The organism is Bifidobacterium samirii, assembly GCF_003952945.1.
Classification (GTDB): domain Bacteria; phylum Actinomycetota; class Actinomycetes; order Actinomycetales; family Bifidobacteriaceae; genus Bifidobacterium; species Bifidobacterium samirii.
Window position 1 is genome coordinate 1 of sequence record NZ_QXGK01000011.1, and the last position, 23,307, is coordinate 23,307.

At 64.7% G+C, this 23,307-nt stretch carries 24 protein-coding genes; 7 read left to right on the forward strand and 17 right to left on the reverse strand.

Annotated elements, in window-relative coordinates; genetic code table 11:
* Nucleotides 1-227 precede the first annotated feature (227 nt).
* The 7 genes from D2E24_RS06210 to D2E24_RS06240 all read left to right on the forward strand — a co-directional run bounded on the left by D2E24_RS06210 (nt 228) and on the right by D2E24_RS06240 (nt 9,048).
* Nucleotides 228-1,622, forward strand: a complete 1,395-nt coding sequence (locus D2E24_RS06210) for a UTP--glucose-1-phosphate uridylyltransferase (RefSeq protein ID WP_125968546.1) — start codon at nt 228-230, stop codon at nt 1,620-1,622.
* Between the two features lie 160 nt (nt 1,623-1,782).
* On the forward strand, nt 1,783-3,714 hold the full coding sequence (locus D2E24_RS06215; RefSeq protein ID WP_125968463.1) for a helix-turn-helix transcriptional regulator: 1,932 nt from the start codon (nt 1,783-1,785) through the stop codon (nt 3,712-3,714).
* Nucleotides 3,715-3,732: 18 nt separating this feature from the next.
* Entirely contained in the window at nt 3,733-4,038 is a 306-nt protein-coding gene (locus tag D2E24_RS06220; RefSeq protein ID WP_125968465.1) for a hypothetical protein, read from the forward strand.
* Between the two features lie 56 nt (nt 4,039-4,094).
* The gene (locus D2E24_RS06225) at nt 4,095-6,653 is read left to right on the forward strand and encodes a DEAD/DEAH box helicase (RefSeq protein WP_125968467.1); all 2,559 of its coding nucleotides are present in this window, start codon (nt 4,095-4,097) and stop codon (nt 6,651-6,653) included.
* A gap of 104 nt (nt 6,654-6,757) precedes the next feature.
* A complete protein-coding gene (locus tag D2E24_RS06230) occupies nt 6,758-7,105 on the forward strand; it encodes an RNA polymerase-binding protein RbpA (protein WP_125968469.1) in 348 nt (115 codons plus the stop codon).
* Nucleotides 7,106-7,244: 139 nt separating this feature from the next.
* Nucleotides 7,245-7,961, forward strand: coding sequence for an HAD hydrolase-like protein (locus tag D2E24_RS06235; RefSeq protein WP_125968470.1), 717 nt, complete (start codon nt 7,245-7,247; stop codon nt 7,959-7,961).
* 703 nt (nt 7,962-8,664) lie between these two features.
* Nucleotides 8,665-9,048: a transposase gene (locus D2E24_RS06240; RefSeq protein ID WP_164521038.1), complete on the forward strand. Its 384-nt coding sequence runs from the start codon at nt 8,665-8,667 to the stop codon at nt 9,046-9,048.
* Between the two features lie 405 nt (nt 9,049-9,453).
* On the opposite strand, the gene D2E24_RS06245 is transcribed toward D2E24_RS06240, so the two are convergent.
* The 17 genes from D2E24_RS06245 to D2E24_RS06325 form a co-directional block, all read right to left on the reverse strand.
* Nucleotides 9,454-10,488, reverse strand: a complete 1,035-nt coding sequence (locus D2E24_RS06245) for an ImmA/IrrE family metallo-endopeptidase (RefSeq protein ID WP_125968473.1) — start codon at nt 10,486-10,488, stop codon at nt 9,454-9,456.
* Nucleotides 10,475-11,320: a hypothetical protein gene (locus D2E24_RS06250; protein WP_125968475.1), complete on the reverse strand. Its 846-nt coding sequence runs from the start codon at nt 11,318-11,320 to the stop codon at nt 10,475-10,477. Before D2E24_RS06250 ends, D2E24_RS06245 begins: the two co-directional genes overlap by 14 nt.
* Complete coding sequence (locus tag D2E24_RS06255) at nt 11,313-11,759, reverse strand: hypothetical protein (protein WP_125968476.1); 447 nt, start codon at nt 11,757-11,759, stop codon at nt 11,313-11,315. Before D2E24_RS06255 ends, D2E24_RS06250 begins: the two co-directional genes overlap by 8 nt.
* A gap of 270 nt (nt 11,760-12,029) precedes the next feature.
* Entirely contained in the window at nt 12,030-12,446 is a 417-nt protein-coding gene (locus D2E24_RS06260) for a hypothetical protein (RefSeq protein WP_125968477.1), read from the reverse strand.
* Between the two features lie 571 nt (nt 12,447-13,017).
* The gene (locus D2E24_RS06265) at nt 13,018-13,413 is read right to left on the reverse strand and encodes a C4-dicarboxylate ABC transporter (RefSeq protein ID WP_164521039.1); all 396 of its coding nucleotides are present in this window, start codon (nt 13,411-13,413) and stop codon (nt 13,018-13,020) included.
* Between the two features lie 19 nt (nt 13,414-13,432).
* Nucleotides 13,433-13,990, reverse strand: a complete 558-nt coding sequence (locus tag D2E24_RS06270; protein ID WP_125968480.1) for a MerR family transcriptional regulator — start codon at nt 13,988-13,990, stop codon at nt 13,433-13,435.
* A gap of 34 nt (nt 13,991-14,024) precedes the next feature.
* Nucleotides 14,025-14,462, reverse strand: a complete 438-nt coding sequence (locus D2E24_RS06275; protein WP_125968481.1) for an FHA domain-containing protein — start codon at nt 14,460-14,462, stop codon at nt 14,025-14,027.
* A gap of 20 nt (nt 14,463-14,482) precedes the next feature.
* Nucleotides 14,483-15,310, reverse strand: coding sequence for a DUF881 domain-containing protein (locus D2E24_RS06280; protein WP_125968482.1), 828 nt, complete (start codon nt 15,308-15,310; stop codon nt 14,483-14,485).
* 1 nt (nt 15,311) lies between these two features.
* Nucleotides 15,312-15,644, reverse strand: a complete 333-nt coding sequence (locus D2E24_RS06285) for a small basic family protein (protein WP_125968484.1) — start codon at nt 15,642-15,644, stop codon at nt 15,312-15,314.
* A 2-nt stretch (nt 15,645-15,646) separates the two neighbouring features.
* Nucleotides 15,647-16,633, reverse strand: a complete 987-nt coding sequence (locus D2E24_RS06290) for a DUF881 domain-containing protein (RefSeq protein WP_125968485.1) — start codon at nt 16,631-16,633, stop codon at nt 15,647-15,649.
* Between the two features lie 7 nt (nt 16,634-16,640).
* Complete coding sequence (locus D2E24_RS06295) at nt 16,641-17,249, reverse strand: CDP-alcohol phosphatidyltransferase family protein (RefSeq protein ID WP_125968487.1); 609 nt, start codon at nt 17,247-17,249, stop codon at nt 16,641-16,643.
* Between the two features lie 8 nt (nt 17,250-17,257).
* Nucleotides 17,258-18,109 (reverse strand): ATP phosphoribosyltransferase, encoded by an 852-nt coding sequence (gene hisG, locus D2E24_RS06300; RefSeq protein WP_125968488.1) that lies wholly within the window; start codon nt 18,107-18,109, stop codon nt 17,258-17,260.
* A 22-nt stretch (nt 18,110-18,131) separates the two neighbouring features.
* Complete coding sequence (locus tag D2E24_RS06305; RefSeq protein WP_125968490.1) at nt 18,132-18,395, reverse strand: phosphoribosyl-ATP diphosphatase; 264 nt, start codon at nt 18,393-18,395, stop codon at nt 18,132-18,134.
* 80 nt (nt 18,396-18,475) lie between these two features.
* Nucleotides 18,476-19,144 carry a ribulose-phosphate 3-epimerase gene (gene rpe / locus D2E24_RS06310; RefSeq protein WP_125968491.1) on the reverse strand — a complete coding sequence of 223 codons (669 nt, stop codon included), beginning with the start codon at nt 19,142-19,144 and terminating at the stop codon, nt 18,476-18,478.
* Nucleotides 19,145-19,244: 100 nt separating this feature from the next.
* Complete coding sequence (lgt, locus tag D2E24_RS06315) at nt 19,245-20,186, reverse strand: prolipoprotein diacylglyceryl transferase (RefSeq protein ID WP_125968493.1); 942 nt, start codon at nt 20,184-20,186, stop codon at nt 19,245-19,247.
* Nucleotides 20,187-20,195: 9 nt separating this feature from the next.
* Nucleotides 20,196-21,068, reverse strand: coding sequence for a tryptophan synthase subunit alpha (gene trpA / locus D2E24_RS06320; RefSeq protein WP_125968494.1), 873 nt, complete (start codon nt 21,066-21,068; stop codon nt 20,196-20,198).
* A 20-nt stretch (nt 21,069-21,088) separates the two neighbouring features.
* Complete coding sequence (locus tag D2E24_RS06325; RefSeq protein WP_125968495.1) at nt 21,089-23,173, reverse strand: bifunctional indole-3-glycerol phosphate synthase/tryptophan synthase subunit beta; 2,085 nt, start codon at nt 23,171-23,173, stop codon at nt 21,089-21,091.
* Nucleotides 23,174-23,307 lie beyond the last annotated feature (134 nt).

Consider the following 23,307-nt stretch of genomic DNA (forward strand, 5'->3'; position numbering starts at 1 on the left):
CTGCCGCTTCGTCGCCATGCTGATCCTGTCTTCCATAAGACAAGCCAAACAGGACCGATACCGTTCGCGCTCATTCCCGATGAGGCACCACCACACCCTACGCGCTCAAAAAACGTGAGGCACGTCGCTGCACGACTCGACGCGGAACATGGACTAGACTGAATCTGAGTTTCGACCTTTCGAAAGGAGGCCTCGTGTCCGACGTGTTCGAATCGTCCGCGCAAAAGATGCGCGACAACGGCATGAGCGAGCTGTCCATCTCCCAGTTCCGGCATCTGTACGACGTGTGGCGCACCGAACAGGCCAGCAGCTGGATCCGCGAAGACGCAGTGGAGCCGCTGACCGGCGTGCCGAGCTTCCACGACGTCTACGAGACGATCGACCACGACGAGGCCGTGGACGCGTTCGCCAAGACCGCGTTCCTGAAGCTCAACGGCGGTCTCGGCACGTCGATGGGCCTCGAATGCGCCAAGTCGCTGCTGCCGGTTCGCCGTCACAAGGCCAAGCAGATGCGCTTCATCGACATCATCGTCGGCCAGGTGCTCACCGCGCGCACACGACTGGGCGTGCCGCTGCCGCTGACGCTGATGAATTCGTTCCGCACGTCGGCCGATACGATGCGCGTGCTGGAACGCAACCGCAAGTTCCATCAGGAGGGCATCCCGGTGGAGATCGTGCAGCATCAGGAGCCCAAGATCGACGCGGCGACGGGGGAGCCGGTCTCCTGGCCGGCCGATCCGAGTCTCGAATGGTGTCCTCCGGGCCACGGCGACCTGTACTCCACGATTTGGGAGTCCGGCCTGCTGGACCGGCTGCAGGAGCGCGGCTTCGAATACCTGTTCATCTCCAACTCGGACAATCTGGGCGCGCGCCCGTCGCGCACCCTCGCCCAGCATTTCGAGAACACGGGCGCGCCGTTCATGATCGAGGTGGCCACGCGCACCGAGGCCGACCGTAAGGGCGGTCATATCGTGCGAGACAAGGCCACGGGCCGTCTGATGCTGCGCGAGATGAGCCAGGTGCACCCCGACGACAAGTCGGCCGCGCAGGACATCGCCAAGCACCCGTACTTCAACACGAACAGCATCTGGATCCGCATCGACGCGCTCAAGGAGAAACTGGTCGAATACGACGGCGTGCTGCCGCTGCCGGTCATCCGCAACCACAAGACCGTCGATCCGACCGACCCGGATTCGACGCCGGTGATCCAGCTGGAGACGGCGATGGGCGCCGCGATCGGCCTGTTCGAGGGCGCGATCTGCGTGCAGGTCGACCGCATGCGGTTCCTGCCGGTCAAGACCACCGACGACCTGTTCATCATGCGATCCGACCGTTTCCACCTGACGGATTCGTACGAGATGGAGGACGGCAACTACATCTTCCCGAACGTGTCGCTCGACCCGCGCTACTACAAGAACATCGCCGACTTCGACGAGCGCTTCCCGTACAACGTGCCGTCGCTGGCGGCCGCCAACTCGGTGACCATCGAAGGCGACTGGACGTTCGGCCGCGACGTGATCATGTTCGCCGACGCGCATCTGGAGGACCACGACGAACCGAGCTACGTGCCCAACGGCGAATACGTGGGGCCGCAGGGCATCGAACCCGACGACTGGGTGTGATCATGGGGGAGCGGGGCCTGCGGGCGCATCACGCGAAACGCGAAAAAATGGACGTTTTTCGCAAAATGCGCCCCAACCCCGCAAAATGCCTTTAATATAGAATGAGGTGTCCGACGGATACCGACACTTATAACGAAACCTTAACGATACGTGAGGACTAATGGCAGAGGGAACCAACGGAAGGCGGCGTTTTTCCGACAAGTGGGGCAAGCACGAGCTCGATGTACTGGCCGTGCTGTCGTCCGCGTTCCCGCAATGGCTCACCTCCCGGCAGATCGCGCAGCGCGTCAAGGCGTATGCGGATTCCTACGGGGAGCTCGCCGATCAGGCGGCCAAGGCGGCGTTCGCCAAGCAGTTCCAGCGGGACCGCGCCAAACTGGCGGCGATGGGGATCGCCATCGAGTCGCGGCAGCCTGAATACTCGTCCAAATCCGAAGGTCAGGACTTCGCCTCGTACCGCCTGCAACTGGGCGACGAGCCGAGGGTGAGGCTGCACTTCGAGCCCGAGGACCTTCCGGTGCTGGCCGCCGCGAACTATCTGGCGCGCTCCATCTCGATGTCGTCCACGTCGAACCAGCCGCAGCCGCAGCATACGTCGCGCACCACGCCGCGCGTGCCGCAGACCCCGATTCCGGGACTCGGCCTCGATTCGATCGCACCGGGGCTCGGCACGCAGACGATTCCCGAGACGCTGGTCAAGGTGATCGACTCGCGCCGCTTCGCCGCCACCGTGGACGTGGACGGCGAACACATCAACGTCGCGTACACCGACTCCGACGATCTGGCCATGTTCGTGCTCGAGCATCCCGGCGCCTACGTGGTCAGTCCGCAGGAGGCCGTCGACGCGTACAACCGTCGCCTCAACGCGGCCGCCGCGTTCACGCTCGCCGACGAATCCTCCGGCGACAACGGCGCGACCGTCGTGACGTCGGCGATCAGCAGCCACCACGCCCACGACGGCGAGGACGATCCGGAACAGGTCAAGACGCCGCAGAAGAAGGGCGCGTCGTTCCAGACCGGCAGCGAAGTGGACCGCCGTCTGCGCCTCATGCTGTTCCTGTCGGCGCATCTGGGCGAGGAGTATTCGCTCGCCGAACTGGCCGAACGCTTCATCGGGCGCGCCAAGAGTGAGGACGAGCTCAAGAAGTTCGTGAACGTGATCCACAAGGACATCAACACGCTCACCACCGTCTCCGACGACGGTGAGATGGCCGGCAGCCAGTTCTTCGACATCGACTGGTCCCTGCTGGACGCCGAAGGCATCGTCTCGGCGACCAACTCGCTCGGCCTCGAACGTCTCGCCGGCATCTCGCCCCAGTACCTGAGCCTGCTGACCGCGTCCGTGAGCTATCTGGCGCACTCGCCGCTGCTGCCCGAGGAGAGCCGCGATCAGGCGCGCTCCCTGTACTCCCGGCTCCGCGCCCATGTGACGCCGGGGGAGACCCCCTGGCTGAGCCTGACCGGCTACGAGCTCGAACCGCGCAGCTTCTCCGTGGTCAAGCGCGCCATCTCCAAGGACATGCTCCTCGACATGGAGTACACGGACGGTGCCGGCCGCACCCGCCGACGCCTCGTCGCGCCCTCGAAGATCTTCGTGGACGAAGGCGTGTACTACGCGGCCGTGTGGACCGACGTCGCCGACGTCGCCCCCGCCGACAAGGCGCATCTCGTGCACAAGGACACGCGACCCAACAAGGCCAACGGGCAGCCGCGCATCTGGCAGGTGCTGCGCCTCGCCCGCATCGAGAAGGCGGAGCTGGTCGAACCGGTCGGCAAGGTCGACATCCCGGACGTGCCGGTCAACGAGCTGCGCAAGTGGAGCTTCGACAACGGCACCGCGGCGGTGTTCATCACCGACGAGAACGACCTGTCGTTCCCCAAGACGCTCTCCGGCGCCACCGTCGAACCGTACGGCGACGGCCAGAAGGTGCATCTGACCGTCTCGTCCGACTCGTGGTTCGTCGCCTTCTGCATCGCCCACGCCCGCCACATCACCGCGGTCGCGCCCGAGACGCTGCGCACGATGATCGTCGCGCGCGCCCAGCGCGAGCTCAGCGTCGGCCAGCCCGATGCGGCCGCCCACGAGGACTGACGGACCGGGAGGAACACGATGCCCTGGTGGATATGGCTCTGTCTGGCGCTGTTCATGATCGTCATGATCGTTGCGGGAGCGGCGTACGCCGTCCTGCACGGCATCCGCGGCGTGCGTCGGGTCGGTGAGACCGGCGCACGCATCAGCGGCATCCTCGCGACGATGTCCGACGCCGATGCGGCGCCCGCGCCAACGCCGGGATTCACCCGTCCCCTTACGAGCGTCGCCGACGCCTATACGGACACGCAACAGGTGAAGGCCTCCCGCGATCAGGAGAAGCGTGAACGGCACGCACGCGTCTGGTCCCGCTGGAACAGGGTCTGACGGCGCGGCACGACGCGAATCATCGACGAAACACCCCAGAATACGGAAAGCAAGGCATGCCCCGCCATCGTAAGACCAACCACGACCGATCCACGGCGCTCTCGCCGGCGCAACGCTACGCATCGTTCCGCAAGTCGCAGGAACGCGCCAGGTCGATCGCATCCCGATTCGCCGCGTCGCTGCCGTTCGACATCGACGACTTCCAGAGCGAGGCGAACGAAGCGCTCGAATCGGGCCGCAACGTGCTCGTCGCCGCGCCCACCGGCGCCGGCAAGACCGTCGTAGCCGACTTCGCCATGTACCTCGCTCAGGAGCGCAACGTCAAGGCGTTCTACACCACGCCGATCAAGGCGCTGAGCAACCAGAAGTACCACGATCTCGTCGCCCGCTACGGCGTCGACCGGGTCGGACTGCTCACCGGCGACACGTCGATCAACTCCGAGGCCGACATCGTCGTGATGACCACCGAAGTGCTGCGCAACATGCTCTACGAGCGGTCGACCACGCTCAATGCGCTCGGCTACGTGATCCTCGACGAAGTGCACTATCTCGCCGACCGGTTCCGCGGCCCCGTGTGGGAGGAGGTCATCATCCACCTGCCGCGCACCGTGCGCATCATCGGCCTGTCTGCCACGGTGTCGAACGTCGAGGACTTCTCCCGCTGGATCACGTCGGTGCGCGGCGAGACGACGCTGATCGTATCCGAACACCGGCCGGTGCCGCTCGAACAGCATGTGCTCGTACAGGCCGACGAACGCACCGAACCCGAACTGCTCGACCTGTACCGCCATGATGCGGAAGGGGAGCAGACCACGTCGCTCAACGCCGAACTCGTGTCGCGACTCGACCAGCTCGACCGCAGGGCGGCACGACGTCAGGGCGAGGAACGCCCATACAAGCGCGGTGGCAGAGGCGGATCGCCGAGGGGCCGCAAACCGGAACGGCATACGCCGCGCCGATGGGCCGTCGTCGACGAACTCGACTATCTGCGCATGCTGCCCGGCATCTACTTCATCTTCTCGCGCAACGGCTGCGACCAGGCCGTCGAACAGTGTCTCAACGCCGGACTGGAGCTCACCACCGAGGCCGAGATGCTCCGGATCCGCCGCATCGTCGACGAGATGGTCGACGGTCAGCTCAGCCGCGACGACCTCAAGGCGTTGGGCTTCGCCAAGTTCCGCTTCGCGCTCGAAGAGGGATTCGCCTCGCATCACGCCGGCATGATCGCCCTGTTCCGAGAGATCGTCGAACGCCTCTTCGAGGAGGGGCTGATCAAGGTCGTGTTCGCGACCGAGACGCTCGCCCTGGGCATCAACATGCCGGCCCGATGCGTCGTCGTCGAGAAGCTCGAGAAGTTCGACGGCACCGGACACGTCCAGTTGACGCCGGGGGAGTTCACCCAGCTGACCGGGCGCGCCGGCCGACGCGGCATCGACCCGATCGGACACGCGGTCGTCGTCGACCATCACGGCTTCCTGCCCGCCACCGCCGCCGCGCTGTCCAGCAAGCGCGTCTACCCGCTGCATTCGAGCTTCCGCCCCACGTTCAACATGGCGGTCAACCTGCTCAACTCCAGCGACTACAGGACGGCCCGCACCACGCTCGACCATTCGTTCGCCCAATGGGAGGCCAACGCGTCCGCATGGCAGCTCGAGGCGCAGATGGGCACGCTCGAGCAGGCCATCGCCGGATACGAGGACGCGTTCACCTGCGACCACGGCGACTTCCGCGACTTCATGACGATCCGCATGCGGTTGGCCGACCTGGAGAAGAACGAACGCCGCAGGCTCAAGCAGACATCGTTCCGTTCCGACAAGGACCGCTCGCGCGCGTTCCGCGACCTCGACCGTCACATCGCGGAGCTGCGCGAAGCGGAACGCGACCATGCATGCCGCTCCTGCCCGGACCTGCAGCGGCACCTCAAATGGGGGCACCGCTGGGTTCGTGAAGTGCGTGAGCTGGAACGGGTGCGTCACCGCTACGATTCGCGCACCGGCTCCGTGGCACGCCAGTTCGACCGCATCTGCACGATCCTGTCGACGCTCGGATACCTCGACGACATGGACGGGGGAGACGGCTACACGCTGACCGACAAGGGACAGCTGCTGCGCCGCCTATACAGCGAACAGGATCTGGTGCTCGCCCAGGCCATCTGTGCCGGCACGTTCGACATGCTGCCCGCCCAGTGCCTCGCGTCCGTGATCTCGTCACTCGTCTACGAGGCCCGACGCGGCAGCGGGGGAGAACCGCGCTACTATCCCGGAGGCATTCAGGGGCCGGTCGCATGGGCCGCCCAGGAACTCAAGGGCATCCACGGCGAAGTCCGCATGCGATGCGAGGACGAGGGTCTCGACGCACCGTCCCAGCCGGACTTCGGCATCGTCGACATCATGTACGAATGGGCCGCCGGCGCCGACCTCGCCAAGGTGCTGCGCGGCACCGACATGACCGGCGGCGACTTCGTGCGCAACGCCAAGCGTCTGGCCGACGTGCTCCAGCAGATCGCCACCGCGGCGCCGCTGATGGGCGAATCGGGAGAACGCCTGGCGCAGACGGCGCGTGAGGCGGCCGACCTGGTCAGCCGCGGCGTCGTCGCCTACACCGGCGTCGACTGACGCCGGGAACGACGATGCCGCCGACTTGCGTGGGAATGCGCGGGAATAACGGTGTCGTCGCAACTGTTCGATAGCGTAGTAGGAAACGACCAAGGAGGAGAACCATGGCGGAACGCAGCCTCAGAGGCATGAGCATCGGCGCGAAGTCGCTGGAATCCGACGACAACGTCGATTTCGCGGCCCGTTCGGAGATCGCCTACGTGTGCCCGAAGGGACACCGGACGATCCTTCCGTTCGCCGACGGCGCGGAGATCCCCAACGAATGGGAGTGCCGTTGCGGCTCGCCGGCACATCGCGAAGGCGACGAGGACCATAACGGCGACGAGATCGCCAAGCCCACCCGTACGCACTGGGATATGCTGCTCGAACGCCGCAGCATCGAGGAGCTGTCCACGCTGCTCGACAAGCGTCTGCAGATGCATCGCGAAGGCTGGATCCCGGACTACGAGTGATCGGGATCGCCCGTCGACGATGATGGCGAATGCCCGGCTGGGAATGGTCTCGGCCGGGCATTCGCATGTCGGCGCCGGCGGAACAGTCATACACGATTCATCACCCAGAAGAAGAACCATAGGAAGACAGGGGAGAGCCATGTCCGAACACCAGCCCAAGCGCGTCGTCCTGCTCGATCTGGACGGCACGCTTACCCAATCCCATTTCGGCATCATCGCATGCGTGACGAAGGTCTTCGAAGCGCTCGGCCGACCGGTTCCCGACGACGCCGAACTGCATCGTTTCATCGGACCAGCCATCAGCGAATCGCTGCGCCGCAACGGCGTCCCGGACGACCAGATCGACCGCGCCGTGGAGATCTACCGCGACTACTACGGCAGCCAGGCCATCTTCGACGACCCGAACCATGACGGAGCCAAGGTGCCCGGCTGTCTGTACAACCGCGTGTACGACGGCATCCCGGAGCAGCTCGCCGCACTACGCGACGCCGGTTATATCCTGGCCGTCGCCACCTGCAAGCCGGAATACCAGGCGGTGCCGGTATGCGATCACTTCGGCCTGACCGGGATGGTCGACGCGGTGTACGGCGCCAGTCGCGACAACTCGCGCATCGACAAGGACCAGGTCATCCGATACGCGTTCGACGGGCTTGGATTCGACGCCGCCGCCGGCGACCGTGCGCTGATGGTCGGCGACCGCTGGACCGACGCCGACGGCGCCGCCGCCTGCGGCATCGATTGCCTCGGCTGCGGCTGGGGTTACGCCGAGGACGGCGAACTCGCCGCGCACGGATGCTACCGTACGATCGACACGACCGATGAACTCGCCGATGCGGTCGAGGCGTACTTCGCCTGACGTCATACTGAACATACGGAATCTCGGTCGGTTCGTCGGCACGGACATGCGCGTGACGGGCCGACCGTGATTGCATCATTACGACGGACAATCACAATGTCATTAAGTTAGTGGTTGGGCCGGCGTGCTCGCGCGTGGATTGCGGGATAATCGTGTCGTCGGGCCCGTGGTGAGCCCCGGCCGGACCGACCGTCCGCGACGGGGCGCGACGTGCCGCGGGCGCGGGAACGGGAGGTCGTGATACCCCGCACGGAGACGTTGGTGGAACGGGACCTCGCCCTGATCGGTGCCCCCGAGTTCGCGTCCGGTTGCGCGCTGGAGCGCAGGTGGGTTCACCCGCGGGCGCACGTTGACGTGCGACAGGCTGGTGCGGGAGCTGTTGTGCAGGAGGGGGTTGTTCATGGACTTGACATGAGGCTGTTCGCCGCTCAGGCCGGGGCCGTTCGCGTGAGCGCATCTGCCATGTGCCAGGCGCGCATGAAGCTCGACCCGCGCGCCGTGGCCGCGCTCAACGACCACCACGTCGCATGGCTTCTACTCCATGCCGGACCGGGAGCCCGGCATCCGGCTACTCGCGGGGCCGGGTCGTGCTGGGCGTGGATGGGTCGAGCGTGATCGTGCCGTCCACACCCAGCCACGCTCGACGCGTTCGGCACCTGCTCGTCGCACGGCAGGGCGACCGCCGAGGCGGGGGATCTCGTGCATGTACGACCTGCTCAACGACTACGTGGTCGACCTGAGCGTGCACCGGTGCAAGTTCAACGAGCAGAACGCCGCGATCGCGCATCTGGAACGGCTCGACCTGCTCGCGGGACGTCCCTGCGTGCTCGTCATGGACCGCGGCTACGGCGGGCTGCCCCTGATGATCTCGCTCGAGCGGGCCGGCGTCGGGTTCGCGATTCGCATGAGGAGCACCAATTTCAAGGCCGAGCGGGCCCTGATCGGCGGACCCGACGGATGGGCGGACGTGCGCTGCGACCTCAAGGCGCGTCTCGCCCCGTGGAGGGGCGCGCCAGAACACGGGCTCATGGAGTCCGCGGGGTCGATGCGCCTGCGGTCAACCGGGCCTACGCAATCGGCGTCATGAAGCAGAAGCTCGTCCGGCTGCTGACCGAACCGAATCTTGGACGGCGCATACGTCTGTTCGAGGGCATATGCGAGGAGATACGTTCCCATGTGTGTCCCGTCCGTCCGGACCGCAGCTACGTCAGGAACCGCGATCCCAGAGCAGGGCGCTATCACAACACCCATAAGCGTTGCTACTGAGCCCGGAAACGGCTGGAGCAGCCGGGCTATCCGTTAACTTAATGACATTGTGGAACGCCGGACTATCCGCCCCGCACAAGCGGGGATGTACCCAACCTTCCTCCGTAACCGCAAAACGTTGAAACATCCGCCCCGCGCATGCGGGGATATGTTGCCGATGGCAGGCTGATCACAGGCGTAAACGACTGCGATCAGGATTGGCTTCCCCGGATTGTCGGACAGCGTGTTACCAGCATTCATGCAGTGAATGGTCGGCTTGTTCGGCCACCGAATACTCCATATGGCAGTTTGGGCAGCATTCGGTTTCCCGTTCGGGGGCGGAACATGCGCACCATCCGCATTCCGGACATCGAGGCCGTTCGCATCGGGGGCATGAACCATATTCCCGATCCGGGTTGAACTCGTAGCGGCACGACTCGCAGATGTAATTGTATCTGGACCATTCCCTCATATGGGGCGAATGCAAGTCCCTGACGAGCACGAAAAACCGGTCATGCCGACCATCCTGCACTTCATGGACTTCTGCTTCCAAGCTACGGCGCCTTGTCCTCGACTCATATTCCACGCCGTCCTTCAAGTGAACACGCGTGGTGTTGCCGCCCGTGACGGGAAGGTGGGTCAGGGACGATTGGCGTGTCCGTTTGTTCGGGGGGAGGATCGAAGATGTTTTCGGCGCGCCGCAGGCCAATACGGTTCCGCAATCGTCGATCAGCATGATCGCGTAGTCCCCGGGCAAATCTTCGCAGATCCTTCGGATGATTGTCGTGGGCGAGGACACCGAATCGGAGAGTAGTCCGGCGGCAAGACCCGTTATGTCATTCCGTCCGGAGCTTATCCGCTGTTCGGGAATCAGCAGCATCGATGCGAAAAGATCCGCCGTACGTTCCGCAAAGCGCTCTGGCCCGTTTTCTCCGGGTGCCAGGTGAATCGCATCCTGCCAGACATCGGATCCCGCCTGGAGATGATGCGCTATTTCATGGGCGAACGTGAAATTGTCCCTCGAGGAATTGCCGCTTCGGAACACGTGAATGGTTTCGGTCCGCTCGTCGTACCGTCCGAAATCGTCGCCCGCATCATGTTCTTGCCGGGGATTGGCGCAATAGTCAAGACGAACGCCAAGCTGGTCCGCCATCGCCTTCCAATCCGGCTGATTCGCAAAATCCAGGCTGGTGAGGCCGTATTCCCGACGTGCCAGATCCACCAGCCAGAGCGCCGCTTCTTTCTCCCTGTCATATTTGATCAGCTCGTTAATCGATGCCATGTTCCATCTCCAGCAGAATGTTCCTCAACTGATTGCCGATGTTCCCCTCCGCTCGGTGAGCGGACAGCTGGCGTTCAACGGCATCATGACGCACCGATTCCTCATCCTCGTTCCGTGAACCCAACACGGCCTTCACGTTTATCTTGAGATCGGGCAGGCACAGGCGGGAAACCGCCCTTGGCGGCTGATCCGGCAATACGTCATTGGCGTCGTTCAGTTGAAAATAGTTCAGGACGGTTTGAATCTGGTTCCGGTCCGGAAGCAGACGCCCGTTGTACAATGCGCCCGACTGATGGGGTCTCATGTCGGGGAATGCGGAGCGGAAATCGGAGACGTGAATGTTTCTCCTCGACAGTTTTTCCGGGTCGAAGGGGAGGAAGCCGATCCCTCCGGCGCAGGCGGTGTTATGGCTGTTATGCTCCCATGATTCCGCCAGAATCATTTCCCGCCGGTCGTCCCGATCCAGTTTCGAAATCTCGAAGCCGTCCAAAGATCCCTCTTTGATCTGGTTTCTGACACAACGCACCCAGCGGGGTGATGCTTTCTGCCCGGCGTCACCGTCCACGAGATGCTTGCCCATAGGCATCTCATAGGACGGCCAAACCCACAGTTTCTCCGCGAACGGGAGTCTGACCGCGCCGAACCAGTTGCAGTCGCCGGAGGTCACCGGGCACATGAAGACCATGTCGCCGTTGAATCCCGAGACCAGTCCCCATCCGACGGTTTCCCCGTCCCATGTCAGACGGCACAGGTCTCCCACGGTCATGAGATTGTCCCGTCCGAATGGTGTGACCGCTTCCTCCGGCAGTCGGAGCAGTGAATCATTAGTCATATTCGCTCTTCTTCTCCTGTTCCTGTCGCTCGTCGGGTTGATGATACTTCCACATGCGTTGCACCTGATCGTATTCGGTCTTGGCCAGTTTGCCGCAATCCCTGAAGCTGTCCGCGGTCTGCGGCGAGTCGATCCAATGGATGCTGGCGGCGTATTTAACGATCCAATAACCGTCCTTGCTGAATTCTCGAAGAGAACTCCTGCTGCTGGGCACGTAATAGCAGCCGCCGGGCAGGATGTATTCGTCTTTCCAGGATGCCGTTCGGGGGATGCCCGTCCAATGGCGAAACGCGTCTGGATGGCTGACGCAGACGTAAAAGCGATTGTCCGTGTGGTCCGTGTGTTCAGGGTTGGCGATCGGGTATTGGTCCCTTGCTGTCCTGCGTACCGTGTACACGTTTCCCTCCAGTGCTTCGGGAGGATTCTCTCGCTCGCTCATGGGACTCATCGTCGCACAGGTCGGGGACCGGATTCGCGGATTCGACACGCGGGAAGCCTTTTCGTTTGCCGGGGATTTCCCGAGGATCCGCAGCAGTGGGTTTTCCATGCTTTACCGTCGATGCCGCTCGCGCATGAATCCTCCGTTTCTTCTGAATGATTCAACCGGACATTTTTGCTTATGCGTCCGACGGATTGTTTTTTTCTTCTTGCGTTTGTTTGCGCATAGTGCGCGCGTGGAATCAGTTTCGGATTCCGCTCTTGCAAGGAGTTAAATTATGGGAAAAACAGGATCAGCGCCACGCCTTTGGCGCCGGGTGACCGCCGCGGCCGCGGCGGGAGCCTGCGTTTTGGGCCTGTTCGCCGTGTCCGCCTCACCCGCCTTGGCGAAAGCGAGAGCCAAAACGGAGTCGAAGTACGACGTGAGCGAGCAGCCGGGCATCAAGTGGCCGAAGGACGGTTGGAGCCCGTGGAAGAAGACATACACGAACAGCAGCGGTTCCCGTGTCGAATCGAAGCGTCCAAGCGCAAGGGCAATAAGGCGCAGGGCAAGGAAACGCTGATGGCGTTCGACCCAGCGCAATAGGCCCCACAGGAGGAGGGTCAGGGCGGGGAGGGTGAGCGTGTCGTTGTTGACGCCGACGCTGGTTTGGATGAGCGTGGGTACGCCGGTGAGGAGGATCGGCACACCACAGGTGGGTGAGCCATTCGACCTGTTTGGGCGCGTATTCGGCGAGGGTGGGCGTTTGCGGTTGCGTTTGCCGAGTTTGGTTCTGGCCTGGTTCAGGGCTTCGGTTTTGGTTCATCCGGTGGCGGAGACGCGTTTGCCGTCGTCGGACTGGAGGTAGGCACGGTAGCGTCCGTTGTCTAGCCGGGTGATGGATCCGGTGCCGTAAAACACGCGAATCTGCCAAGCCGATAATGTACGTTATGTCAGATAATCTAGAAAACCCACTCCCCAAGCAATCCCGAACCTCACTACCTAATCCACTCGGGACACCCCAGCACCAATCATCCCACATTCGGCTATCCCGCCGATCGCACATCCGTGCCGACGTGCCGCAGGTTCCGACCATCGTCCATGACGCCCGGATGCAGCGCACATGATATACGACACGAATGCATGCATATGCACGACATATAATGCGATGATTACCGTATATACAAACCATCACTGAATATATAAACCAAAATATGCCGATATGCCATGCATATGTCATGCATATGCACCATCGTCGCCGCATATGCATGGCGATCGTTCAGATTGTCCCGCCGTTGGCGTCGAACGTCCCATGACGGCGTTTCAGCACCTGGTCGGCCTGGGTGCGTTCGGCACGCTTGGCCTGGAGGAACATCATCACCCATGCGAGAACGGCCAGCACCAGGACGATGCCGACGCCGATCCACAGATACCGTTCGTAGAACGCCCGCATCGGCGCGGACACCTTTTCCTGAATCAGGACGAAGACCATGAACGGCAGTGCGATGAACAGCGTCGACAGCGCCTGCGCAGCGACGACGTTCCACGAGACGGTCGGCACCTCGGGGCGGTGCTCCCCCGTCAGCAATCTGCCGCGCGCCGCGCAGATCGCGCCGACGGCAACCGTCCATGCCACGGCGAACAGCCATAGGATCATGGGAAGATAATCAGCCAACCGTTCGCTCCTTCTCCTGTCAGTCCGACTGACGGTCGAACCTGTCGACATCATCGGCATCATACGCCAGATCCACATGGTCCTCGGCCTCCAGCGCATGCTCGATCTGATGCCAGAGCGATCCGACCGACACGGCGAACATGGCCTTGCCGCTTTCCAGCAGTTCGAGCAGCTGATCGCTGGTCGTGCATTCGTGCACGTGCGCCCCGTCGCACATGATCGTCACGTGCTCGAGCTGCGCCGTGCTGCGATGGGACAGGAACATGACCGCGGCAGTCACGTTCTGCAGGTTCACGCCGGCGTCGAGCAGTCGTTTCGACACGGCGAGCATGACGACGTCCTTGAACGAGTAGAGCCGTCGTGAGCCGGATCCGCGCGATGGCGTGATCGACGGCTCCAGGATCTTCCGTCGGGCCCAATAGTCGAGCTGCCGGTAGGTGATGCCGGCGACCTTCGAGGCGACGCTCCCCCGGTATCCGCGCCGTGGCGCATGCATGTCGTCGGAGACGAACAGTTCGCCCTGAACGGCGTATGGGACGTCGACGAATCCGCCGGCGTCCTGCGCGTCTCCGCTCATATGCTTCGCTTTCCGTCGATGACGGCGGTGCCGCTTAGGCGATGACCGCCGACTTGGTGAAGAACACCAGACGGAACTTGCCTACCATGATCTCGTCGCCGTTGCGCAGCACGGCACGGTCGACCCTGCGTCGGTTGACGTACGTGCCGTTGAGGCTGCCGGCGTCGATGACCTCGAACGATCCGGCGGTACGGCGGAACACCGCGTGCGAGCGGGAGACGGTCGAGTCGTCGAGCAGGATGTCGGCGCGCGGGTCGCGGCCCACGGTCGTCTCGTCCTCGTCGAGCAGGTAGCGGGAGCCGGACACCGCGCCTCGGGTGGAGATCAGCAGCGCCGTGCCTTCGGACAGGCGCGTGATGGTGTCGAGGTCCTCCTGGGTGAGCGGACGGTCGCCCGTGGTGGTGATCGGAATGGTGATGGCGGGCAGACCGATGATGGTCGTTTCGCCCGCGCTTGGAATCGGTTCAGTCATAATATCCTCATTGTACAGCGTTATTCCACGGTCTTGGCGTAATCGTACCGCTGTGCCTCGCGCACCTCGTCGATACGCACCTCGTCCTTGGTCGACACCGCGACGTCGGCGCCGAACTTGACCTTGAGACGGGAGCCGACTCCCCCGGCGATGTTGACCGCGTTCGACAGCGTCTGCGGGTCCCCGATCGCCTTGACCGTGTAGGGCGGGTCGAGATTCACGCCGTCGCATACGAGACCGTCCTTCGTGTCGGCGATGTACGTGGAGGTGATCACGCGCACGGTGTTGACGGCGATGACCTCGGCGCCGGCGTTGCGGAGCTCCTCGAGGAGCGTGAACATCGTCGAGGCGTCCACGTCGGCCTTGGCGCCGCCGCTGATCGTGATGACCACGCCTTCGCCCTTGGCCGGCAGGCGTCCCGACAGGATGCCGTTGGTCTCCTCGTTCTGCCGCGCGATCTCCTCGGCGGCGGCCTGCTTGTCGGCGGTCGCCTTGAGCGAGTCGATCTGGTCGGCCAGTTCGTTGCGTCGCTCCTCGAGGTTCTGCACCTGCGTGCCGGTCTCGTTGATGAGACGCACCAGTTCGTCCTCGCTCATCGTCTCGTAGGTCGACGTCGTGTTGTTGATCTGGATCATGTAGCCGAAGGCGAGCAGCGCGCACATGACGACGATGAGCAGGCTGCTGACGAGGCGCATGCGCGTCGCGTTCGCGTTGAGCGAACGCAGCTTCGTCTTGCGTCGCACGACCGGGAACGATCCGGTCTCGGTATGGTCGTTGGCCTTGTCCTGTATACGCTGGTCGTGCATTCTGCTGAGCACGTCGCGCGGGATCCTGTTCCGTCCGGCCATGTCAGCCCCGGAAGATGAAGCGCCGGATGGACGACACGTTGGAGAAGATGCGGATGCCCAGCACGACGATGACGGCGGTCTGCAGCTGGGAGCCGACGCCCAGCTGGTTGCCGAGGAACACGAGCAGCGTGGCCGTGATGACGTTGGTGATGAACGACACGACGAACACGCGGTCGGAGAAGCTGCGTTCGAAGTACGCGCGTGCGGCGCCCAGTAGCGAGTCGAGCGCGGCGACCACCATGATCGGCAGGTACGGCTGGAGTACGACCGGAATGTCCGGTTTGACGAAAAGACCGACGACGACGCCGATGATCAGGCCGAGGATAGCGGCCATGGCTAGTCTCCCTTCCTTGCATACGTCAGTGAGCCCGATGCCGCCGCGTCGAGCGTGAGCGACTTCGACTTCGAGACCTGCGGATAGATGCCGGCCTCCTGGAACGCCTCGTACAGCAGCGGCTGGGCGTCGGAGCCGACCGCCCTCGCCAGACGGTCGCGGTCGCCGATCGCCTCGATGCGGTACGGGCTCTGCACCGGGTTGACGCCCACCATGATCGTCTGCCCGGCGGTGCGGATCGACGTGCGCACGCCGATCCGGTATCCGTTGACGGCGATGGCTTCGGCGCCTGATTGCCATAACAGCATGACGAACGACTGCAGGTCGGCATCGGTGACGACGCGGATCGTCGTGCCGGCGTTCTCCCTGGGCAGCGAGCCGTCCGTCGAATCGGTTCCCGCGGACAGCGGGTCGGCGATCGTCAGCGTGATGCCCTCCCCCGTGACGGCCAGCATGCCGTTGGTCATCTCGTCGTCGAGCGTGGTCGTGTCGTCGCCGTCCGCATTCAGGTCCTTGGCTCGTTTGGATACCTCGGCCTGCAGGCCGGAGACCTCCTTGGCCAGGGTGTCGGCCTTGGCGTTGAGGTCACGCAGTTCGCTCGCCCAGTTCTGCCGCACGGATTTGCGCGGGTCGGTGTGCAGCTGCTGGATGAACAGCGACCCGAAGAATCCGACCGCCACGCAGATGACGAACACGATGATGCGGGTCGACCACAATCCGAACGCCGTCGTGGGACGCTGCGTGAGCCGGGCGTCGGAGAACAGCGGGTCCATCGGACGGTTGGTGAGGTCGTCGATGAGACGCAGCGAATCGTCATGGGCGCGTCGCCGACGCACGCGGGAGGAACCGCCGGCCGAGGCCGGCGTCGCGTGATGGGATTCCAACCCGGACGCCTCCCGGGAGAAGACCGAGCGTCGGCGCACCGACGCGGTCTCCTCGGGAACCGGGAACGACGGCGTATCGGAAGACGTGCCGGACGACGTGCTCACCTGAGGATCACCTGACCTCGCGGATCAGGGCGAAGCCCTGACGCAGGTAGATGTATCCGGCGACCCAGTACAGGCCGATGCCCCAGATGCCGGCGGCCAGCGCCGCCAGATGCAGCAGGTCGACCATCGGGTTGGTCCAGATGTCGCAGAAGATCAGCGCGGTGATCGACATCATGAGCATGGCGGTGGCCGACTTGCCGACGAAGTTGACCGGCAGCGGGCCGTAGTCGTACTGGGCGAGCACGAGCACCTCGATGGCCATGAGCAGGTCGCGCAGTCCGACGATGAACAGCATCCACCACGGGATGATGCCGGCGACGCCCAGCGCGACGATGCTGCAGAAGATGAGCAGCCGGTCGGCGATCGGGTCGAGGATCTGCCCGATCTTGCTGACCTGGTTGAGCATGCGCGCCAGGATGCCGTCCACCCCGTCCGACACCGCGGAGATGGCGAGCACGATGAGCGCCTCGACCATCTGATGGCGCGACACCAGATACGAGATGAACGGGATCGACGCGATGCGCAGCAGGCTGATCAGGTTCGGCACGGTGAGGAAGACGTCCCTCGCCTCCGGGCTGTACGCCTTGCTGAATTTCTCCTTGATGATGTTGGTCATATACGCGGCTACATTCTGGAGGCCTGCAGCGCGGTGACGATGATGCCGCGCGCGCCGACCTCGTAGAGTTCGTCCATCAGCTGGTTGACCTTCGCCTTGGGCACCATGACACGCACGGCCGCCCACTGCTTGTCGTGCAGCGGCGAGATGGTGGGGCTTTCGAAGCCGGGGGTGACGGCCACGGCGGCCGACACCTTGTCGACGGGGATGTCGAAGTCCATGAGCACGTAGCGCTGCGCGGTGAGCACGCCCTGCAGGCGGCGTGACAGGCGCACCAGACGCTCGTCGTGCTCGTCGAGGCGCGGCGAGCGGATCAGCACGGCCTGGGAGCGCACGATCGGGTCTCCGAACACGCGCAGTCCGGCGTTGCGCAGCGTGGTGCCGGTGGACACGACGTCGGCGATCAGGTCGGCGACGCCCAGCTGGACGGACGATTCGACGGCGCCGTCGAGGTGGATGGTCTCGGCGTCGATGCCGTGCTCGACCAGATAGTCGTGCACGAGCTTGTCGAACGACGTGGCGACGCGCTTGCCGTCGATGTCGGCCAGCGACGAGATCGGGGAGTCGTTCGGCGCGGCGAAGCGGAACGTGGATTCGCCGAAGCCGAGCTCCATGTGCTCGACCGCCTCGGTGCCCGAGTTGAGCAGCAGGTCGTGCCCGGTGATGCCCACGTCGATGGTGCCGCGGCCCACGTACACCGCGATGTCGAGCGGCCGCAGGTAGAACAGTTCCACGTCGTTGTCGGGGTCCTCGACCACGAGTTGGCGCAGGTTCGAGCGCAGACGGTAGCCGGCCTCGGCCAGCAGCGTCCACGCGGGTTCGGAGAGCATGCCCTTGTTGGGCACAGCGATTCTCAGCATGTCGTGTCCTTCCGGATTCCTGTCACAGGTGCTTGTAGACGTCCTCGAGGGTGATGCCGCGGTTGATCATCATCACCTGCAGATGGTAGATCAGCTGGCTCATCTCCTCGGCGGTGCGGTCCGCGCCCTCGTATTCAGCTGCGATCCACGTCTCGGAGGCCTCCTCGACGATCTTCTTGCCGATGAAATGGGCGCCCTTGTCCAGCTCCTCCACCGTCAGGGATCCGGCCGGACGGGTGGCGGCCTTCTCGCTGAGCTCCGCGAACAGGGATTCGAATGTCTTCATGCTGGGTACCGTCCTTGCATTGTGTCGGTTACGCCGCGGCCGGGGCGCGAGGCCCCGGCCGCGGTCGGGAAAATCATTGGTTAGGCGCGGAAGGCGACCTGCGCCTTGTCGCGGATGTCGTCGATGGCCTGGGCCGGGCTCTCGGCGCCGTACACGGCGGAGCCGGCCACGAGCACGTCGGCGCCGGCCTCGGCCACGATGTGCGCGGTGGACGGGCTGACGCCGCCGTCGACCTGGATCTTGACGTCGAGGCCGCGGCGGGTGATCTCGTCGCGCAGGCGACGGACCTTGGCCATCTGGTTGCCGAGGAACTTCTGGCCGCCGAAGCCGGGCTCGACGGTCATGATGAGGATCATGTCGAACTCGTCGAGGATGTCGAAGATCGGCTCGACCGGTTCGGCCGGGCGCACGGCGAAGCAGGCCTTGACGCCCATCTCGCGCAGCTGGCGGGCCAGACGCACCGGGGCGTGGGTGGCGCCCATGTGGAAGGTGACGGAGTAGGCGCCGCACTTGGCGAACTCGGGGGCCCAGCGGTCCGGGTCCTCGATCATCAGGTGCACGTCGACCTTGAGGTCGGTGACCTCGCAGATGCGCTTGACGATCGGCTCGCCGAGGGTCAGGTTCGGGACGAAGTGGTGGTCCATCACGTCCACGTGGACGAGATCGGCGTTGGAGATGGCCTTGAGGTCGCGCTCGAGATTGCAGAAGTCGGCGGACAGGATGCTGGGGGCGATTTCGATAGTGCTCATGAGGTTCCATTCTAGGCAGTCTGAACGACGAGACGCGCACGATGCGGGAATCCCGCCGTCCATACCGCCTGTCGTCTTCCGGTTATGTGCGGTGCGTCGGTCAGCGCGCGGCCTTGGCGGCCTTCGCCGCCGCGGCGCGCTCCTCCTCGGCCTTGGCCCGTTCGAGCTCGTCGGCGGTCACGTCGGTGAGCCGGTCGACGAGCGGTCCGCGGTCGGAGCCGTAGCGCCACAGGGCGGCGAACAGCGCGCATCCGAGCGCGAAGCACAGGATCGCGGTCCACACGTTGATCCGCAGGCCCAGCACGATCGTGGAGTAGTTGATGCGGATCGACTCGATCCACGTGCGGCCCAGTCCGTACCACATGAGGTACATGGCGAACTGCTGGCCGGCCTTGAGCGTGGACGCGAGCCGGTGGCCGATCCATACGATCAGCGCGGCGCCGATCAGGTTCCAGATCATCTCGTACAGGAACGTCGGGTGGAACAGCGTGTCGGTGGGGCACGCCTGTCCGTCGTAGCACACCTCGGTCTTGCCGATCGCGTCCGCGTCGTTGAGCTTGAGACCCCACGGCAGGGTCGTCGGGCTGCCGTACAGCTCCTGGTTGAACCAGTTGCCGAGCCGGCCGATCGCCTGGGCGACCATGAGGGCCGGAGCGATCGCGTCGGCGAGTAGCGCGAACGGGTAGCGGCGGTGCCGGCACCACAGGAACGCGGCCAGCGTGCCCACGGAGATGCCTCCGAAGATCGCCATGCCGCCCTCCCACACCTTGAGGATGTTGGTCAGGTCGCCGCTGGGCGGGAAGTACTGGCCGGGTGTGGTGATGCAGTGGTACAGGCGGGCGCCGACCAGGCCGCAGGGCACGGCGACGAGCGTCGTGTCGAGGACCTGGTCGAATGTGCCGCCGCAGCGCTTCCACCGTTTGGTGAGGATCGCCACGGCGACGCAGATGCCGATGAGGATGCAGATCGCGTACATGCGGATGGTCAGCGGGCCAACCTTGAAGTACGAGAACGTGGGCGAGGGGATGTAAGCCAGATTCATACCGTCAGATTAACGCGCGTTGTGGATGCCGTCGGCCAGCGCCTCGGCCTTGGCGGCCAGGTCGCGCAGTCCGTCGGCCCTGTCTCGCACTCCCCTGCCGTCGTCCGACAGCAGCGTGTGCACGAGCGCCGATCCGACGATCACGCCGTCCGCGTAGCGGCCGACTTGCGCGCCCTGCTCCGGCGTCGACACGCCGATGCCGACGCACACATTGGCCGCGCCGGCCGCACGGGTGCGTGCGACGAGCGTCTCCGGGGACGTGCCGAGCGTGTCGCGTTCGCCGGTGACGCCCATGCGGGACGCCGCGTACACGAAGCCGCGCGCGTTGTCCGCCACGACGGCGAGACGCTTGTCGGACGAGTCGGGCGAGACGAGGAACACACGGTCGAGGCCGTGCCGGTCGGACGCCTCGATCCACTCCCCCGCCTCGTCGGGAATCAGGTCGGGGGTGATCAGTCCGGCGCCGCCGGCGTTCTCGAAGTCGCGGGCGAAGCGCTCGACGCCGTAGTGGTAGATGAGGTTCCAGTAGCTCATGACCAGCGGCACGCCGCCGGCTTCGGCGACCGTCTCGACCGCGTGAAACACGCCGGCGATGCGTTCGCCGTTGTCGAGCGCGATCTGGCTGGCGGCCTGGATGACCGGGCCGTCCATCACCGGATCGGAGTACGGCAGGCCGATCTCGACCGCGTCGACGCCGTGTTCGACCATCGTGCGCAGCGCGTCGAGCGACGTGTCGGGATCGGGGAATCCGTACGGCAGGTAGCCGATGAACGCCGGCTGGTTGCGCGCCTTGAACCGGGCGAACATCGCCTCGGTGGGGCTTTCGCGGTGGCTGATGCCCAGCGGCTGGCCGGAGGGCGTGATGGTTGCGTTGTCCGTCATGTCCGTGTCTCCTCTTCCTCTCACGCGTTGTCGCCGTGCGCGCCGGTCACGTCGAGCGCCTTGGCCTGGTCCTCGGTCAGGTAGCCGAACCACTTGCCTGCGGTGGCCATGTCCTTGTCGCCGCGGCCGGAGATGTTGACGATCATCACGGCCTTGTCGTAGCCCTTCGCCTTGAGGTCGGCGGCGGCCTTGTAGGCGCCGGCGACCGCGTGCGAGCTTTCGATGGCGGGGATGATGCCTTCGGTGCGGCTCAGGTCGCGGAACGCGTCCATCGCCTCGGCGTCGGTGGCCCACGAGTAGTTGACGCGGCCGAGCTCCTTGAGCCATGCGTGCTCGGGGCCGACGGACGCGTAGTCGAGTCCGGCGGAGATGGAGTACGTGTCGAGGGTCTGGCCCTCCTCGTTCTCCAGCAGGTAGCTCATCGCGCCCTGGAACATGCCGAGCTGTCCGGTGCCGGGGGCGAATCGGATGGCGTGGCGGCCCGATTCGGGGCCGTTGCCGCCGGCCTCGTAGCCGTACAGGTTGACGCGGTCGTCGTCGAGGAACGCGTTCATCACGCCGATCGCGTTGGAGCCGCCGCCCACGCATGCGCACACCGCATCCGGATGGTCGATGCCGTACCAGTCGCGCAGCTGCTCCTTGGCCTCCTCGCCGATGATCTTCTGGAAGTCGCGCACCATCGCCGGGAACGGGTGCGGTCCGGCGACCGTGCCGAGCAGGTAGTGCGTGTCGGCCACGTTGGTGACCCAGTCGCGCAGCGCCTCGTTGATCGCGTCCTTGAGGATGCGGTCGCCCAGCGTCACCTCCACGACCTCGGCGCCGAGCATGCGCATGCGGGCCACGTTGAGCGCCTGGCGGCGCGCGTCAATCTGGCCCATGTACACGCGACACTTGAGGCCCAGCATCGCGCACACCGTGGCGGTGGCCACGCCGTGCTGGCCGGCTCCGGTCTCGGCGATCACGCGCGTCTTGCCCATGCGCTTGACGAGCAGCGCCTGGCCGAGCGCGTTGTTGATCTTGTGCGCGCCCGTATGGTTGAGGTCCTCGCGCTTGAGGAAGATGCGCGCGTCCAGTCCGGTGCGTTCCCTGACGAGGGAGGCGAAGCGCGGCGCCTCGGTCAGCGGGCTCTGGCGTCCCACGTAACGCTGCTGCAGTTCCATGAACTCGCGGTGGAACTCCGGGTCGGCCTTCGCCTCGGCGTAGACGCGTTCCAGTTCATCCAATGCGGTGATCAGCGCCTCCGGCACGTACCGGCCGCCGAATCGTCCGAAATACGGTCCCTCATGCTCGCTCAGAGGGGTGCTTTCCGATGCCTTCACTCTCGTTCCTGCCTTTACCAGTCGTTCCACCGCAAGTCGGTGGTCGTCGGCGGTGGCCACGCCCTCGCCGACCAGCACCGCGTCGGCTCCGGCGCGGGCGTAGTCCTCCAGTTCCACGGCGCCGAACACGCCCGATTCCGCCACGCGGATCACGTCGTCCGGCAGGTCGGCCGCCAGTTCGGCGTACCGGGTCACGTCCACGCGCAGGTCCTTGAGATTGCGCGCGTTGATGCCGATGATGCGCGCACCGGCCGCGACCGCCCGAGCGATCTCCTCGCGCGTGTGCGTCTCGACCAACACGCGCATGCCCAGTTCGTGAGCCAGATCCAGCAGCGACTTCAGCCGCGCGTCGTCCAATGCGGTGACGATGAGCAGGATGAGGTCGGCGCCGTGGGCGCGCGCCTCGTACACCTGGTAGTCGGTGACGATGAAGTCCTTGCGCAGCACCGGGACGTCGACGGCGGCACGCACCGCGTCCAGATCGGTCAGACTGCCGAGGAAGCGGCGGCCTTCGGTGAGCACCGATATCGCGGCGGCACCGCCCTGCGCGTATTCGCGGGCCAGTGCGCCCGGATCGTCGATGTCGGTCAGATGGCCTTTGGACGGGGACGCGCGCTTGATCTCGGCGATCACGGGGATGCCGTCTGCGCGCCTGAGCCATCGCGTCGCGTCGATCGGGGCCGGGGCCGCCAGCGCGGCCTTCCTGACGTCATCGAGTGACACGGTGCGTTCGCGGGCCTGCTGGTCCTCCAGCGCGCCCGCGACCAGTTCGTCCAATACCGACATGATCCTCCCTTTCGTTGGTCGATCATGCGACACTGTAGGCCATTTCGTCACATTCCGACCAGGGCCGTCCTACATTCCGGGCACTCCGCGGATATGAGCCAGTTGCGTCGGATCGAAATGCCGGTCGGATTTCC

Excerpts from the sequence above, each read along its gene's own strand:
- D2E24_RS06210 (WP_125968546.1), top strand. The coding sequence starts at position 228 with ATGCGCGACAACGGCATGAGCGAGCTGTCCATCTCCCAGTTCCGGCAT.
- D2E24_RS06215 (WP_125968463.1), top strand. The coding sequence starts at position 1,783 with ATGGCAGAGGGAACCAACGGAAGGCGGCGTTTTTCCGACAAGTGGGGC.
- D2E24_RS06220 (WP_125968465.1), top strand. The coding sequence starts at position 3,733 with ATGCCCTGGTGGATATGGCTCTGTCTGGCGCTGTTCATGATCGTCATG.
- D2E24_RS06225 (WP_125968467.1), top strand. The coding sequence starts at position 4,095 with ATGCCCCGCCATCGTAAGACCAACCACGACCGATCCACGGCGCTCTCG.
- D2E24_RS06230 (WP_125968469.1), top strand. The coding sequence starts at position 6,758 with ATGGCGGAACGCAGCCTCAGAGGCATGAGCATCGGCGCGAAGTCGCTG.
- D2E24_RS06235 (WP_125968470.1), top strand. The coding sequence starts at position 7,245 with ATGTCCGAACACCAGCCCAAGCGCGTCGTCCTGCTCGATCTGGACGGC.
- D2E24_RS06240 (WP_164521038.1), top strand. The coding sequence starts at position 8,665 with ATGTACGACCTGCTCAACGACTACGTGGTCGACCTGAGCGTGCACCGG.
- D2E24_RS06245 (WP_125968473.1), bottom strand. The coding sequence starts at position 10,488 with ATGGCATCGATTAACGAGCTGATCAAATATGACAGGGAGAAAGAAGCG.
- D2E24_RS06250 (WP_125968475.1), bottom strand. The coding sequence starts at position 11,320 with ATGACTAATGATTCACTGCTCCGACTGCCGGAGGAAGCGGTCACACCA.
- D2E24_RS06255 (WP_125968476.1), bottom strand. The coding sequence starts at position 11,759 with ATGAGCGAGCGAGAGAATCCTCCCGAAGCACTGGAGGGAAACGTGTAC.
- D2E24_RS06270 (WP_125968480.1), bottom strand. The coding sequence starts at position 13,990 with ATGAGCGGAGACGCGCAGGACGCCGGCGGATTCGTCGACGTCCCATAC.
- D2E24_RS06275 (WP_125968481.1), bottom strand. The coding sequence starts at position 14,462 with ATGACTGAACCGATTCCAAGCGCGGGCGAAACGACCATCATCGGTCTG.
- D2E24_RS06280 (WP_125968482.1), bottom strand. The coding sequence starts at position 15,310 with ATGGCCGGACGGAACAGGATCCCGCGCGACGTGCTCAGCAGAATGCAC.
- D2E24_RS06285 (WP_125968484.1), bottom strand. The coding sequence starts at position 15,644 with ATGGCCGCTATCCTCGGCCTGATCATCGGCGTCGTCGTCGGTCTTTTC.
- D2E24_RS06295 (WP_125968487.1), bottom strand. The coding sequence starts at position 17,249 with ATGACCAACATCATCAAGGAGAAATTCAGCAAGGCGTACAGCCCGGAG.
- hisG (WP_125968488.1), bottom strand. The coding sequence starts at position 18,109 with ATGCTGAGAATCGCTGTGCCCAACAAGGGCATGCTCTCCGAACCCGCG.
- D2E24_RS06305 (WP_125968490.1), bottom strand. The coding sequence starts at position 18,395 with ATGAAGACATTCGAATCCCTGTTCGCGGAGCTCAGCGAGAAGGCCGCC.
- rpe (WP_125968491.1), bottom strand. The coding sequence starts at position 19,144 with ATGAGCACTATCGAAATCGCCCCCAGCATCCTGTCCGCCGACTTCTGC.
- lgt (WP_125968493.1), bottom strand. The coding sequence starts at position 20,186 with ATGAATCTGGCTTACATCCCCTCGCCCACGTTCTCGTACTTCAAGGTT.
- trpA (WP_125968494.1), bottom strand. The coding sequence starts at position 21,068 with ATGACGGACAACGCAACCATCACGCCCTCCGGCCAGCCGCTGGGCATC.
- D2E24_RS06325 (WP_125968495.1), bottom strand. The coding sequence starts at position 23,173 with ATGTCGGTATTGGACGAACTGGTCGCGGGCGCGCTGGAGGACCAGCAG.